General features: G+C 61.6%; 14 protein-coding genes. 7 read left to right on the forward strand and 7 right to left on the reverse strand.

The window, feature by feature from the left end; genetic code table 11:
- The first annotated feature begins 14 nt into the window (after positions 1–14).
- Positions 15–185 carry a YqaE/Pmp3 family membrane protein gene (locus tag BN1128_RS24535; RefSeq protein ID WP_042867241.1) on the forward strand — a complete coding sequence of 57 codons (171 nt, stop codon included), beginning with the start codon at positions 15–17 and terminating at the stop codon, positions 183–185.
- 253 nt (positions 186–438) lie between these two features.
- Here BN1128_RS24535 and BN1128_RS07110 read toward each other — a convergent pair whose 3' ends face one another.
- From BN1128_RS07110 to slyA, 6 genes are all read right to left on the reverse strand, one after another.
- Positions 439–798 carry an MliC family protein gene (locus BN1128_RS07110; RefSeq protein WP_042867242.1) on the reverse strand — a complete coding sequence of 120 codons (360 nt, stop codon included), beginning with the start codon at positions 796–798 and terminating at the stop codon, positions 439–441.
- 109 nt (positions 799–907) lie between these two features.
- Positions 908–1,780: a beta-1,6-N-acetylglucosaminyltransferase gene (locus tag BN1128_RS07115; RefSeq protein ID WP_042867243.1), complete on the reverse strand. Its 873-nt coding sequence runs from the start codon at positions 1,778–1,780 to the stop codon at positions 908–910.
- A gap of 363 nt (positions 1,781–2,143) precedes the next feature.
- Entirely contained in the window at positions 2,144–2,854 is a 711-nt protein-coding gene (locus tag BN1128_RS07120) for a substrate-binding periplasmic protein (RefSeq protein ID WP_244464567.1), read from the reverse strand.
- Between the two features lie 197 nt (positions 2,855–3,051).
- The gene (locus BN1128_RS07125) at positions 3,052–4,080 is read right to left on the reverse strand and encodes a DUF2955 domain-containing protein (RefSeq protein ID WP_042867245.1); all 1,029 of its coding nucleotides are present in this window, start codon (positions 4,078–4,080) and stop codon (positions 3,052–3,054) included.
- Between the two features lie 10 nt (positions 4,081–4,090).
- On the reverse strand, positions 4,091–5,146 hold the full coding sequence (locus BN1128_RS07130; RefSeq protein WP_042867246.1) for an HlyD family secretion protein: 1,056 nt from the start codon (positions 5,144–5,146) through the stop codon (positions 4,091–4,093).
- Between the two features lies 1 nt (position 5,147).
- Positions 5,148–5,621: a transcriptional regulator SlyA gene (gene slyA, locus BN1128_RS07135; protein ID WP_042867247.1), complete on the reverse strand. Its 474-nt coding sequence runs from the start codon at positions 5,619–5,621 to the stop codon at positions 5,148–5,150.
- Between the two features lie 318 nt (positions 5,622–5,939).
- Between slyA and BN1128_RS24540 the strand changes: the two genes are divergently transcribed.
- From BN1128_RS24540 to BN1128_RS07155, 5 genes are all read left to right on the forward strand, one after another.
- Positions 5,940–6,131 (forward strand): hypothetical protein, encoded by a 192-nt coding sequence (locus BN1128_RS24540; RefSeq protein ID WP_082030376.1) that lies wholly within the window; start codon positions 5,940–5,942, stop codon positions 6,129–6,131.
- 567 nt (positions 6,132–6,698) lie between these two features.
- The gene (locus tag BN1128_RS07140) at positions 6,699–8,006 is read left to right on the forward strand and encodes a 2-hydroxycarboxylate transporter family protein (RefSeq protein WP_042867248.1); all 1,308 of its coding nucleotides are present in this window, start codon (positions 6,699–6,701) and stop codon (positions 8,004–8,006) included.
- Positions 8,007–8,016: 10 nt separating this feature from the next.
- Positions 8,017–9,567, forward strand: a complete 1,551-nt coding sequence (gene maeA / locus BN1128_RS07145; protein WP_042867249.1) for an oxaloacetate-decarboxylating malate dehydrogenase — start codon at positions 8,017–8,019, stop codon at positions 9,565–9,567.
- Positions 9,568–9,584: 17 nt separating this feature from the next.
- Entirely contained in the window at positions 9,585–11,153 is a 1,569-nt protein-coding gene (locus BN1128_RS07150) for an ATP-binding protein (RefSeq protein WP_042867250.1), read from the forward strand.
- A 3-nt stretch (positions 11,154–11,156) separates the two neighbouring features.
- A complete protein-coding gene (locus BN1128_RS07155; RefSeq protein WP_005316875.1) occupies positions 11,157–11,849 on the forward strand; it encodes a response regulator in 693 nt (230 codons plus the stop codon).
- Between the two features lie 107 nt (positions 11,850–11,956).
- On the opposite strand, the gene BN1128_RS07160 is transcribed toward BN1128_RS07155, so the two are convergent.
- Positions 11,957–12,865, reverse strand: a complete 909-nt coding sequence (locus BN1128_RS07160) for a LysR family transcriptional regulator (RefSeq protein WP_042867251.1) — start codon at positions 12,863–12,865, stop codon at positions 11,957–11,959.
- A gap of 96 nt (positions 12,866–12,961) precedes the next feature.
- Between BN1128_RS07160 and BN1128_RS07165 the strand changes: the two genes are divergently transcribed.
- Positions 12,962–13,945, forward strand: coding sequence for an aldo/keto reductase (locus BN1128_RS07165; protein ID WP_042867252.1), 984 nt, complete (start codon positions 12,962–12,964; stop codon positions 13,943–13,945).
- Positions 13,946–14,018 lie beyond the last annotated feature (73 nt).

Raw genomic sequence — 14,018 nt, forward strand, 5'->3', positions numbered from 1 at the left:
CGAGGAAGTGCGAGATGAACAATCTGCTCAAGATCTTGCTGGCCATTTTTCTGCCCCCCGTGTGCGCCTTTATCCAAGTAGGCTTCAGCCTGCACTTTTTCATCAACATAGTGCTGACCCTGCTCGGCGGCCTGCCCGGTATGGTGCATGCGCTCTGGCTGGTGGTGAGCGACAAACGCGGCTGAATCAGGTCCTCTGTTGCATGCTGAGCCAACCCGACCGGGTTGGCTTTTTTTATGATGCTCAAACGGAGTCGACTTGTTACCGTCACTGGTCGGCAACCATGCCGGAGGATGACGCAGCGTCGTCCTGAATCGACTCAACCAAGACACGCTATCGGGTGTATGAGCAGAACCCGGACACCATACGGGTGCGTGCAGTGAGTCGCTTCGATGACGGGGTCATATAACAAAATCCCGGCCAGGCCGGGATTTCTCATTACTGTTGTTTGCAGTCGTTGTAGACGCTCTGCCACTCGCCATCCTTGTCGCGCATCTCGACGAAGCCTTCCTCCCCCTTGTTCCACCAGACGGCCTCATGCTCATCGGTATAGCGGGCACCGGAGGCGGAGACTGTCTGCGGCAGGGTGTAATCCTTGCCATCGGGCAGTGCCAGCTTGACGAAGTTCAGGCTCTGGTCGGAGAGGGCGAAGTAGCTCACCTGCACCTTCTTGCCCTGTTCACACTGATAGGTGACGGGATCGCCGCCGGTCACGCTCAATGTGGTGGCCCCGCGTTCGCAAGCGCTCAGCAGGGTCAGGGCCGTGATGCCCAGCAACAGAATATTGGCGTGTTTCATCTTGAACTCTCCATCGGTGTCATCCGGGCTTGAGCCTACCAGCTTGTACCCAAGTCGCAATCTTCCCGGAGGCGGACTGCGTCGGTAAGTGTCCGGATGAATCACATGGTCATACCAACGCAGCTTGCCGGATGACGGGGGTGTCGAGGGGGCATCTCATGGCGCGCTCCAGGATATCCAGTATGTCGCTGTCTATGGTCTCATCAAACTTGCGGGCGAACAGGTGCTCGCTTTGCTGCAGGGCCTCGGCATCGTGCACCGTGTAGTCGCGCGGGCGCAGCTTGATGTCACCCATGGGGATCCAGTCGATGGCTCGCTTGTCATCGTTGACTATCTGACCCTGATAGCTGGTGTTCATGATTACCGTCTGGAAGAAGCCCTCGTCGGCGATCAGGGTGTGGCGGTAGAAATCCTTGAAACGATCGACTTCCGGGCTGTGGCTGACGAATTTGCAGAATGCCCGGCTCAGGATCATCCACTGATTGCCAATGTAGGGGGTCACACCTTCCAGGTAGGGACGGGTTTTCACCGGCTCGCACACCAGTTCATGGGCAGTTTCGGTCACATAGTGATCGATGCGGTGCAGAGTGTCCGGTCTGTGCTGGCGCTGATCCGCGACCTTGAGGAAATCCTTGCCCTTGTGATCACGCAGGAAGTCGTGAATGTCGCTCTGGGAGCGCAGCGGGAAGTCCTGGGCGCTCAGATTGATGAAGAACTCCCACTCCTTGTTTTGCTCCAGCAGCGCCTCTATGCCGCGCAGCTCCGCATCCACCAGGCTGTAACCGCCCCAGAGCGCATTCTTGCTGGGTAGCATGGCAGCGTTGGGGTAATCGCCCAGAAAACGGGCTATCTCCTGCTGCAGATCTGGGCCCGAGCTCTTGTCCACGTGGATCAGGTAGTGGTTGCTGTCGTGGTAAATCGCCTTGAACAGACGCTTGAACTGATCGGGATAGCGATGAACCAGAATGAGGTAGGCAATCATGTCAATGTGTCCTGTGTGGGCGGCAGGGCTGCGCCAAACAGAAAATCACCTCAGGCCGCTGGCTTGAAGCTTGTTCTCGTCGGGATGGCCGCTGTCGCAGTAAAAAAGAGTGGATAGCAGATAACAACAGTGAGAGCAGACTGCGACGGGGGAGGATGCGCCTTATGGCATCGGGTCAATACAGCTGGTCTGGCGACGTCAGGTTGAGGGTGAGAGGTGGGCAAGGGCTGCCCTGGCTGGCGACTCTTTTGCATGACAAGCCTGTCATCAGGTGCAGAGCGCAATCGGCCGGTAAGTGAGGGGCCACATTAGCACGGTTCGGGCCAGGTTCGTTATATATCGCCGGTGCCGCTGCAAAACTGTTCAATGGAGTCCAAGCCTGGCTTCGAAGTCCCGTACCAGCGCCTCGTAGGTGCCATTGTTTTTGATCTTTTGCAGTCCCTCCTCGAAGCGTCTGGCCATGGTCTCTCCCTGGGGATTGGCGCGAGAGAAGGCCAGCCAGAAGCCGTCGGTGGAGAGCTTGCCCACCTTGACGATCCGGCCGGTCAGCTGCTTTTGCTGGATCTTGAGGTAGCCCGGCATCTCGTTCATCAATATGTAATTGACCCGGCCACGCACCAGCATCTCGATGATTTGGGTGTCCGACTTGGCCTGAAAGCGGGTGATCCTGGGGTTTTCCATGAAGTCGGTGGGATAGGTGTAGCCGAGGGTGATGCCCACAGTTTTCTCTTCCAGCGAGGTGAGCTTGAGATCCCGGCGAGGCTCGCTGGCCAGGGCGAAGATAGCGAGATCCTCCTCGAACATGGGGGTCTCGTGCCAATAGTACTGGTAGCGGTTCTCCTCCGTGATGGTGGCATCGAAGCAACCAAGCACCTTGTCGCTTTTGGCCTCGTGCATGCAGCGGGCGAAGGGGATGGTACGAAACTCGACGGCTATGCCCTCCACGGCGAAGATGGCTTTCACCAGATCCGGTGCCAGTCCTTCTGGCTGGCCAGTCTCCTTGTTCAGCTCGCAATAAGGGGCCCAGTCATCCTCGGCGGCGATCAGCACAGGGGCGGCCCAGGCGCCGCTCATGCCCAGCGAGAGGGCCACTGCCAGCCAGCCGTTGTGAACTCGTGCCATTGTGCCTCTCCGCCTTGTGACCACCCTTGCAAGCATAGTTGCAGTTGTTGTCCGACCAGAGTGGCTGGCCTGCAAAACGCGGACAAAAAAACGCCCCGGTAGGCATAGCGGGGCGAAAGACAGCACATCCTTGAGCTAACAACAGGGGGTCAATAACCGAACCGAGTCGCCTCGAAGCGGTTAAGCAGTCGGTGGATGAGATAACAGGCCAGCAGGGTGGCGACGATGGCAAACAGTATGCTGCTCACCCGATAGAGGGCGCTGAACACCAGATCGTTGCCCGGGGTCAGGTACTGGCCAAACAGTATGCCAAGGGTGGTGAGGGCGCCGAAGCCAACCCCGGAGCCGCTCGCCTCCTTCACATGGGCGTGGCTGAACAGCATGGCCCCGAGCCAGAGCATGGGGGCGACCAGCAGGAGCAAGCCGGACCAGTCGTAGAGTACCAGCTGGCTGAGCAGGCCGAAGGTCACACCGAGCAGGGTGCCCATGGCCCGCTTGCGGGCATAGCTCAGTGCGCCGTTCCAGTGCATGGGAAAGAGCAGCAGCAGGGTGGTGGCCTGGGCGGACATGGAGTCCCGCAAGTCGAAGATCTGGAACACCATGAAGGAGAGTGTGGCTATGCTGGCGCCGAGCAGGGCCTCGTGCCGCATCCTGTGTGGCGCCTTGGGGGCTGCCGCCGGCTTGGGCCGCTCTTCCACATCCGGGATCAGTGCCGTCAACAGGTAGGCGATGAGCACTGACAGTACGCTGGACCACAGATTGTTGAAGATGAGGTCGTTGAGATCGGTCTGCGGGTAGCTGGCAAAGTGCAGCATTATGCTCAGGCTCAGCACGCCATTGGCGCCGAACAGGAACAGACTGCCCCGGGACATGGCGGCGAAGCGATAGAGAAACAGCAGGAAGGCGATGGGGATCATCAGGCCGGGATGACCGCCAAACAGCCCTCCCAGCAGACCCACTTCCACACCGCAGATGACGGCGGCCGCGATCAGCTGACGGGCTGCATGGCCGTTCATCACAGGCACCATGCCCAGCAGCAATACCGGGGTCACGGTATAGAAGACGCCATAGTTCCAGCCAAACAGCTTGCAGAGCAGGAAGCCAAGGGTGCAGCCAAAGGCGATGCGCAGACATTGGCGCAGCTCGTTGGCGGTGAGGGGTCTGTGCCACAGATTCATCGCCGCCACCTTAGTAGATGTAGTGCAGCAGGCTGAGCAGACGGATCTGGCCACGGGCAAACAGAGCGCTTAGTGCGTTGTCCGGCAGCAGTTGTACTGTTGCGCGGGCACCGGCCGGCAGGTGGCTTGGCAACTGCTCCAGCGTCAGGTGCAGCCGCAGCCGCTGGGCGTCACGCACCCAGCGATCCGATTCGGTGGGGCTGGCCAGCAGACCGTTGGCATCGAACTGACCGGCGCTGACACCGGCATCCAGGCTGGTGACCCGAGCCGGATAGAGCTTGCCCGGCTCGCCATCGAAGGCGACCAGCGCCTGGCTGTCCTGCGCCACGTGACGCAGGCTCTTCTCGCGAAAATCGGCGATCACGTCCACCTGCTCGGAGACCAGCGCCAACAGCGGGGCTCCCGCCGCGGCGAAGCTGCCCGGTTTGAGTTGCAGGTTGGTGATGATGCCATCCTGGCTGGCGTGTACCTGGCTGTAGGCGAGGTGGAGCTCGGCCTGGGCGAGGTGGTTGCGCGCCTGGCGTAGCAACAGGTTGTCATTGCCGGGCAGACCGCGGTTCACCTTGGCCTGGGTCATGCGGGCCTTGCTGGCCATCAGGTTGGCCTGGGCGGTGCGAAACGCGCTGTCAGCGTCATCTTTTTGCTGTTCCGACACCATGTGACGGCGATAGAGGGTATCAATGCGTTCGGCTTCCCGCAGCTTCTGGGAGGCCTGACTCTGCAACGAGTTGAAGTCGGCGGTCGCGGCGTTGAGGTTGGCGTCGAGCTGACGGTTCTGCTGCTCGGCCTGATCCAGCGCGAGGCGGGCCTGTTCGACGGCCAGTTCAAAGGGGGCGGGATCGAGCGTGAACAGCAGATCGCCCTGTTTGACATGCTGGTTGTTGCCGACGGCGACCTGCGCCACCTTGCCGCTGACCTGGGGGGCCATCTTGGTCACGACACGGGTGGCCATGGCTTGCGGGGTGAGTGGCATCTTGAGGTCGGCCAGCAGGAAGTAGCCAAATACCAGTACGAAGGACCCCATGGCCCATTTTATCCAGCGTTTGAATTGTTGATCCGGGGTCATCTTATTCTCTCTCTTCACTCTGTGAACCTATCTTGCCGAGGGCGTTGGCGGAGATCCGGTGCACTATGTCTTCAAATTGTTCCAGCTCTCGCTGGCTGATGCCGGTGAGCAGGTCCCGGCGAATGTCCATGATGCGATCCTCGATCTGGTCGAGCAGCGCCTTGCCCGCTGGCGTCAGGGTCACGATGCGGGCCCGTTTGTCCTGGCTGCAGCAGTGGCGTTCCACCAGTCCCTGCTCTTCCAGCAGGCCCAGGGTGCGCATCAGCGAGGGCAGCTCTATCTCCAGCGCCTCGGCGAGCGTCTTCTGGCTGAGGTGACCACCGAGGCGACTGAGTTTCCACAGTGCGGTCCAGCGCGGATGGGTCAGACCCAGGGGCGCCAGCTCAAGATCGGCCACGGTACGCCACAGTCGATGCAGTCGTCCGACTCGCTCGGCGAGGGACAACTCGCGCAACATTTCCAGGTCCTTCATCATGTGGTGCTCTCCATTTACTTAGCCTGCTAAGTATTGTAGTTATTTAGCAGGCTAAGTAAACAGTGTGATCGGGATCTTGTTTAGAAAAAATTAAGACAGGTTTCTTATGGCGCTTTTTTGATGAGCGAAGAGCCTCACAAGAGGCTTTTCTGGTTTGGGATGAGCAAAAGGTGCGTGAAATCCCATGGCATACCCTGGCGGGATAAATAAACGTGGGCTGGCTGGGGGGATGAAAATAAGGAAAGGGTCGCGCCTGCTATTATTTTTGGTCAACAGGATGTCATATAAATTAGGCAGCCTGTTTTTTATCCACTAATATTGATGGGTCAGCTAAACAGGGAGATGATAGCTGTGGAACGATATGAATCGGGTGACCCCCATTTTTCAATCGAGAGCCTGCTGGCCGATGGAGAATATGTTGCCGACGCGCATTATGGCCTCAGTCTGGAAGCGAGCGATATCTGTCATGAATTTGACCCTGCCAATATTCCACTGTTATTAGCCGAATAGCGAAAACAAGCAGGTTGAAATGAGGTACTGGCCATTCAGGTGTGCCTGATCCTTGGGGCATGCACTGTCCCGTCTGTGTCATTTGATCGCTCTGAAAGGCACGGCTGTCGCGCCACGCCTGCAATGAGATCTATATAGATCCCATCTTGGAACCCTCTATTGCCGGTGGCAGCCGGGGCCCGGTGATCCGCCAGCCTCAGTTCATGGAAGTGCGTTGGCGCTATGCCCGCGTTGTCACTGCTCTGGTATGAAGACGCAGCCTATATATGGGGCTGTCATCATCCGACCGCTATCCAATTATTTCCTGCCTGGTGATGAGTGAAATTTAATCAATGTTTAATGTTCATCCAGCCAAGCCGTGGTGTGATGTCGACATCACTCATTATTTCTGCGACTGGCCAGCGCAGTCCAGGGCTTGTGAATAACGCGGGTGGAGGTAGCTTATGGCCGTTTTTGGGCCATAGAGTTTAAGGTTTTAATGTTTTTATATGCCTTTGCAATCGGGCTAACCGACAGGGAAGGGGAGGATCACTAGAGTAGCGCCACACCACACGCTGGAGCATAACAATGAAAAACCTCTCTACCCCACAAACCAGGATCGCGCTGTTTGGCGACCGACAGATTGCCGGCATGCCCATGATGATCTTCCTCGGGCTTGCCACCTGTGTGCTCTTCTCGGGCTGGAATGGATCCTTGCCGCTCGGCATGGTCGGCGCGCTGGCGCTGATGTTCGTGCTCGGCACCCTGCTGACCGAGCTGGGCGAGCGCATCACCCCCATACGTGAATACCTGGGGGGCGGTACCATACTCGCCATCTTCGGCGGCGCCGCCCTGTTTGAATACCGGATCCTGCCAATCGAGGCGGGTCAGGTGATCATCGGCTTCATGAAGGAAGGGGGCTTTCTCAACTTCTTCATCGCCAGCCTGGTGACCGGCTCCGTCTTTGGCATGAGCAGTGCCCTGCTGAAAAATGCCGCCATGCGTTACCTGCCGGTGATCCTGGGGGGCGTGACTTTGGCGCTGCTCAGCGTCGGCCTGGTCGGCTCCCTGATGGGCTATGGCTTCAAGAATGCGGTGCTGCTCATCGGCCTGCCCATCATGGGCGGTGGCATGGGCGCCGGCGCCGTGCCGCTGGTGGAGATCCTCTCGGGACCGATGCAGATGTCCAGCGCCGATCTGCTGTCACGCATGGTGCCCGCCGTGGTGATCGCCAACACCCTGGCCATTTTGGTGGGCACCATGCTGGCCCGTCTCGGCCGTCGTTACCCCTCCCTGACCGGCAACGGTCAGCTGATGATCAAGGAGAGCAGCCAGAAGGTGGCCGAAGAGCAGGTTCAGGCACCGACCCTGGAGAGCCTCGGCATGGGGCTCTTCATCAGCTCCAGCATGTTCGTGTTGGGCTCCCTGCTCGGCAACTTCATTCCCATGCATCCCTTTGCGCTCATGATACTGGCGGTGGCCATCATCAAGGTGAGCGGCGTGCTGCCGCGCCGTTACGAGCAGGCGGCCGCCGACTGGTACCAGTTCGTGGTCGGCAATCTGACGCCCTCTCTGCTGGTGGGCATAGGGGTCGCCTACACCAGCATCCCCGAGCTCATCAGCGCCTTCTCCATCAGCTACTTCGTGCTGGTGCTGGTGACTGTGGTCGGCGGTGCCCTGGGGGCAGCTTTGGTAGGGCGCATGATAGGTTTTTACCCCATAGAGGCGGCCATCACCGGCGGTCTGTGCATGGCCAACATGGGCGGTACGGGCGATGTGGCCGTGCTGTCGGCGGCCCAGCGTATGAAGCTGATGCCGTTTGCCCAGATCTCTTCCCGTCTCGGGGGCGCCGTCATGTTGATCCTGGCTACCCTGCTCATCTCGCTGCTGGCATAAGGAATCGACAATGAACGACATCATGATGGGCACCAGCCTGCCCTATGCCGAACGCAAGCGACAGGGGCTGATGGGGCGCATGCCCCACAAGGAGGAGTCCCTGGCCCAGCAACGGCGCCGCATCTACCGCCTGGTTTCTGCCATGCAGAGCCCGTTCGATCAGCACCTGCTGCTGCGCCAGCTGCAGGAAGACAACCCTGTGCTGTTCTACGATCTGGTGCGCCACCACCTGCCGGAGCTGCTGCCCATCATCTACACCCCAGTGGTGGGGGAGGCGTGTCAGCGCCACAGCGATCTCTATCTGCGCAGCCACGGTCTCTACCTCTCCTGGCACGACAGGGACGATCTGGACGCCATCTTCGCCGCGGTAGAACAGGAGGTGGATGTCATCGTCATCTCCGATGGTGAGCGGGTGCTGGGACTCGGCGATCTCGGCATCGGCGGCATGGGGATCTGCATCGGCAAGCTGGCGCTCTACTCGGCCGCCGGCGGCATAGACCCGGCGCGTACCCTGCCGCTGTGCGTGGATGTGGGCACCAACAACCCCGAGCTGCTGGAGGATGACTCCTACCTCGGCTGGCAGGCCAACCGGGTGGATGGCGAATCCTATTACCACTTCATGGATCGGGTGGTGGCGGCCATTCGCAAGCGCTGGCCCCAGGTGGTGCTGCAGTTTGAAGACTTCGCCGGCAAGCATGCCGCCAACCTCTTGGCCCGCTATAGAGACGAGCTGTGCATGTTCAACGATGACATTCAGGGCACGGCTGCGGTGGCCTCGGCCTGCGTGCTGGCGGGCCTGCAACAGGTGGGCAGCCGTCTGGCCGACACCCCTGTGCTCATCGTCGGTGCCGGCTCGGCGGGTTGCGGCATCGCCGCCATGCTGGCCCAACTGGCGGGCGGCCCGGAGCGGGTGCAGCTGTTTGATCAGGACGGGCTGGTTTGCCTGGATCGCGCCAACCTGACGCCGTCCCAGCGGCCGTTTGCCCGCCCGCCACAAGAGGCCTGCACCGAGCTGCCTGCGCTCATTGAGCGGCTGCGCCCCGGGGTGCTGATCGGGGTGAGCGGCCAGGGCGGCCTGTTTGACGAAGCCGTGCTCAGCGCCATGGGCGCCGCCTGCGAGCGCCCGGTGATCCTGCCGCTCTCCAACCCTACTCGCAGCGCCGAAGCGACGCCGGAGCAGGTGTGGCAGGCGACCGGAGGACGTGCCCTGCTCGCCACCGGTAGCCCCTTCGCCCCTGTGACGGTGGCAGGGGAGGTGCGGGTGGTCTCCCAGTGCAACAACGTCTACGTGTTCCCGGGCATTGGCCTGGGGGCCTGCGCGGTCAAGGCGCGCCGCATCAGCGATGGCATGCTGCAGGCGGCGGTGCGGGCTGTGGGCGCCTATCCACTGGCCGAGGGGCGCTTGCTGCCCCCCATAGAGCAGGTGGGGGAGGTGGCCCGCGCGGTCGCCAGGGCCGTGGCCCTCACCGCCCGCGAGGAGGGCTTGGCCGATTTTAGCGGTGATCCTGCGCCACTGATTGACCAGACCTGGTGGCGCCCGCACTATTGGTCCGCTTCCTGATGTTGCAAGGCTAATCGATGAAACTGCGCCACCAACTGGTTACTCTGTCCCTCGGGCTCTCACTGCTGCTGATCCTGATCCTGGGCAGCCTGCTTGCCCTCTTTATCCGCCACCTGCTGGAGAGCAACCTGGAGGAGAAGGGGAGCGATCTGGCGCGGGTGCTGGCGGCGGACAGCCGGGTGGTGCAGGCTCTGCAACTGGGCAGGGATCCCGGCCTGCACGACTATGTACAGGGGATCTGCAGCCGCACCGATGCCGCCTACATGGTGGTGACTGACGAGCATGGCCGTCGCCTCAGTCATCCCAGGCCCGAGCTGGTGGGGCAGAAATTCCGTGGTGAGGATATCTGGCCGGCGCTCAATGAGCGGGGCAGTTATTGCTCCAGGGACGAGGGCACCCTGGGTCCGGCCATTCGCTGTTTCGCTCCCGTGATAGGGGCGGATGGGCGCGCCATGGGGGTGGTGGCGGTCGGCTACCTGATGCGGACTGTAGAGGGCATCTATCTGGAGCGGATCACCCTGTTGGTCAGCGCCATCGTCGCCGTGCTGGGCTGCGGCCTGCTGCTGGCGCTCTGGCTGCAACACCTGCTGCGCCGCACCCTGCTGGATCTGGAGCCCGAGGCCATCGTCAACCGCTTCGTGCTGCAGGAGCTGGTGCTTGAGCACATCTCCGAGGGGGTGATCGCCATCGACAGCGGGGGCAACATTCGCATGCTCAACAGCGCCGCCTGTTATCAGCTGCGTCTGCCGGGCACAGGGCGGCACTCCCTGCTGGGCCAGCCGCTCGCCGAGTTGTCGCCGCCGCTGGCCCCGGCCCTGACCCAGCTCGAGACCGAGCTCGGCTTCACGGTGCACGGGGAGTCGTTCGTGGGGCGCTGGCAGGCGGTGGAGGGCAAGGTGCCTGGGCGCCTGCTCATCTTCAGTCGCCCCGAGGTGACCGGCAGCCTCGGCATGCAGGTGACCCATCTGCGCCAGTATGCCGAGATGCTGCGGATGCAGACCCACGAGTTCGCCAACAAGCTGAGCAGCCTCTCCGGCCTGCTGCAGCTCGGCCATGTGGATCAGGCGGTAGAACTGATCCAGCAGGAGAGCGAGGCCTGCCAGACCATGTTGCAGGGGCTGCTGCGGGCCATCGAGGACAAGCCGGTGGCCGGGCTCATTCTCGGCAAGTTCAGCCGGGCGCGGGAGCTGGGGGTGGAGCTGGTGCTGGATCCCGACTCGGCGCTGGCGGAGTATCCGGCGGCCGTGTCGGCGGATCTCATCACCCTCATCGGCAACCTGCTCGACAACGGCATTCGCGCCGCCTGGGCGCGGCGCAAGCTGTGTCCGCCGCGAGTGCTGATTTCCCTCAACGATTTTGGCCGCCGGCTGGTGATCGAGGTGGAGGACAGCGGCGAGGGGGTGGACGAGGCGCTGGCGGATCATCTGTTTGATTACGGCATCAGCCGCCAGACCGGCGATCACGGGGTCGGTCTCTTCCTGGTCAAGGAGACGGTGGCCAGGCGAGGGGGTGTGATAGAATGGCGCCGCACCGCCGAACAGACAACCCTGTTCGGTATCTACTTGAATAAAAACCAATTGGTGTGATCTATGGAGCCCATTTTCACTCTGGTGATCGAGGATGACGAACGGATAGGATCCATTCTGGCCGAGCTGGTCTCCTCCACCCCCGGATTTTCCCTGCTGGGTCGGGCCGAAAGCCTGACCCAGGCCGATCTCATGATGCGTGCGACCGAACCACAACTGCTGCTGGTGGACATCTCATTGCCTGACGGCTCGGGCCTCGAGTGGGTGAACCGGCTGCGCAGCCACAACCGCGAGGCTTACGTCATCATGGTGACCGCCTCCTGCGACGTTGAGACCATACAGCAGGCCCTCAACCTGGGGGTGCAGGATTACATCATCAAGCCGCTGCGGCTGTTTCGCATCCAGCAGAGCCTGGACGAGATCCTCACCCTGCACAGGCGCATCTGCGAGCGCGGCTCCCTGGAGCAGAGCGATCTGGATCGGCTGATGGGCAAGGGGCGTCCCCAGGCCAGGGAGGTGCGCGATACCCCAAAGGGGATCGACGCCATCACCTTGCGCCAGGTGCTGGAGCTGCTGGCCGGCGAGCCGGATACCGCGTTTTCCACCGATACGGTGGCGCTGCGCCTCTCCTTGAGCCGCACCACGGCGCGCCGCTACCTTGAGTATCTGGAGTCGGAAGACAGGGTCGATGTGGATCTCAACTACGGCCAGCGTGGCCGGCCCGAGCGGCGCTACCACTGGCGGCGGGGCAACTGAGCCCGCGGTTTTTTGCGTGGATATGCAATGCAAGAAGGGAGCCTTGGCTCCCTTCTTGCTGTCTGCCTGTTGCCATATGCTTTGCAGCCCTTCCTAACCAGCCTTGTTCACAGTGCGCCCAGGGGGAAAGGGTGGAGGGCCGATTCGGCCTCTTCAAACAGCTGGATCAGGTGATCCGCGACGGCCCGCACCCGTCTGGAGTGGGCGAGATCTGTGTGGATCACCAGCCAGATCGGTTGATCTACCCCCAGCTCTGGCAGGAGGCAGACGAGGTCCGTCTCTTTGGCCAGATAATGGGGCAGTACCGCCAGCCCGAGACCGGCGGTGGCGGCGGCCTGCTGGGCCGACAGGGTATTGGTCTCCACCCTGCAGGGGCGGCCACGCAGTATGCGCGCAATCCATTTGGCGGCGGGCAAATGGCTATGAGATTCCCCCCAGCCGATGAAGGCATCCTCATCCAAGCTGGCGGCATCTGTTACCGGATGGCGGCTATCGACATAGCTGCTGGCCCCATAGAGGCCGAAGCCCAGGGTGCCCAGCCGCTTGATGGTGACATTACCGGCATCAGGTTTGACCATGCGCACGGCCAGATCGGCATCGCGCCTGTGCAAGTTCACCGTTTGCACGCCCGTGACCAGCTCCACCCTCAGGTCGGGATGAATGGCAAACAGCCTGGCCAGGGAGGGAATAATGAGCGGATTGGCCAGATTGTCTGCGGTGGCGAGGCGTACGCATCCGGCCACTTGCCCCTGCTGCTGCCCGGCTTCGCCAAAGGCATGTCCGGCATGTTCCAGCGCTTCGGCCCGCGCCAGCAGGGCATCCCCATCATCGGTCAGCCGATAACCGTGCTGATGACGACTGAACAGCGGCAGACCCAGTGCCGACTCCAGGCGATCCAGCCGGCGAGAGACAGTGGCAATGCCCATCTCAAGGGCGAGGGCGGCGCCACTCAAGGTGCCGCTGCGGGCGATGGCCAAAAAGACCCGGGCGTCATCCCATAGCAAGAGAGCGTTCATGTATCTTCCAAAATCGGAAAGCTGACTACCAATCCAGTCTATACCTGAATCATATTCGGAAGACCATACTGACCTTCATCTTGTAAGGGGAAATGTATGCAACGACGAACACTGGGCACTGATCTGGACGTATCCGCCATGGGCCTCGGCTGCATGGGCATGAGTGAGTTTTATGGTCCGCGGGATGATGAGCAGGCGCTGCGGGTACTGGCCCGGGCTGTCGAGATGGGGATCGATTTTCTCGACACCGCCGACATGTATGGCCCGCACCACAATGAAGCCTTGATCGGCCGCTTCCTGGCGACCCACAGAGCCGGGGTCAAGGTTGCCACCAAGTTCGGCATAGTGCGCCAGAGTGGCGAGTACAGGCGCACTTTGGACAACAGCGTCCAATATGCACGGCAGAGCTGTGAAGCCTCGCTGCGCCGGCTCGGGGTCGAGCAGATAGACCTCTACTATGTGCATCGCATCGATCCGGCGCACCCCATCGAAGAGACGATGGCAGGGCTGGCGCAGCTGGTGCAGGAGGGCAAGATTGCCCGTGTCGGCCTGTGCGAGGTCAGCGCGGCCACCTTGAGGCGCGCCCATGCCGTGCATCCGGTGGCGGCGGTGCAGACGGAATATTCCCTCTGGACGCGAGATGTCGAAGCCCAGGTGCTGCCAACCTGCCGCGAGCTGGGCATAGGTCTGGTGGCGTATTCCCCCTTGGGGCGGGGCTTTCTGACCGGACGTTTCCAGCAGGATACGGCGTTTGCAGAGGGCGACTTTAGGGCCAGCCTGCCGCGCTTTCAGCAGGAAAACATCGCCACCAACCGCTCGCTGGTGGCGGTGATCATGGCCCTGGCGGCGCGCAAGCAGTGCACGACGGCGCAGATCGCCCTGGCCTGGCTGCTGGCGCAAGGGAATGACATAGTGCCGATTCCCGGCACAAGGCGGATCCCCCATCTGCAGGACAACCTGGGCGCTCTGTCGGTGCGCCTGGCAGCAGAGGATCTCGCCGCGCTGGACAGCGCCATCAGGGCCTTGCCGGTGGCGGGGGATCGCTATACCCGAGAAGGCATGAAGGGGGTGAACGCATGAGCGGTTTATCGTCCGATCTGCGTGAACCGGCCTTTGCGCTGCGGGCCCGGCTCGACCCGCACGACGAGCAAAC

Source organism: Aeromonas piscicola, from assembly GCF_000820005.1.
GTDB lineage: Bacteria > Pseudomonadota > Gammaproteobacteria > Enterobacterales > Aeromonadaceae > Aeromonas > Aeromonas piscicola.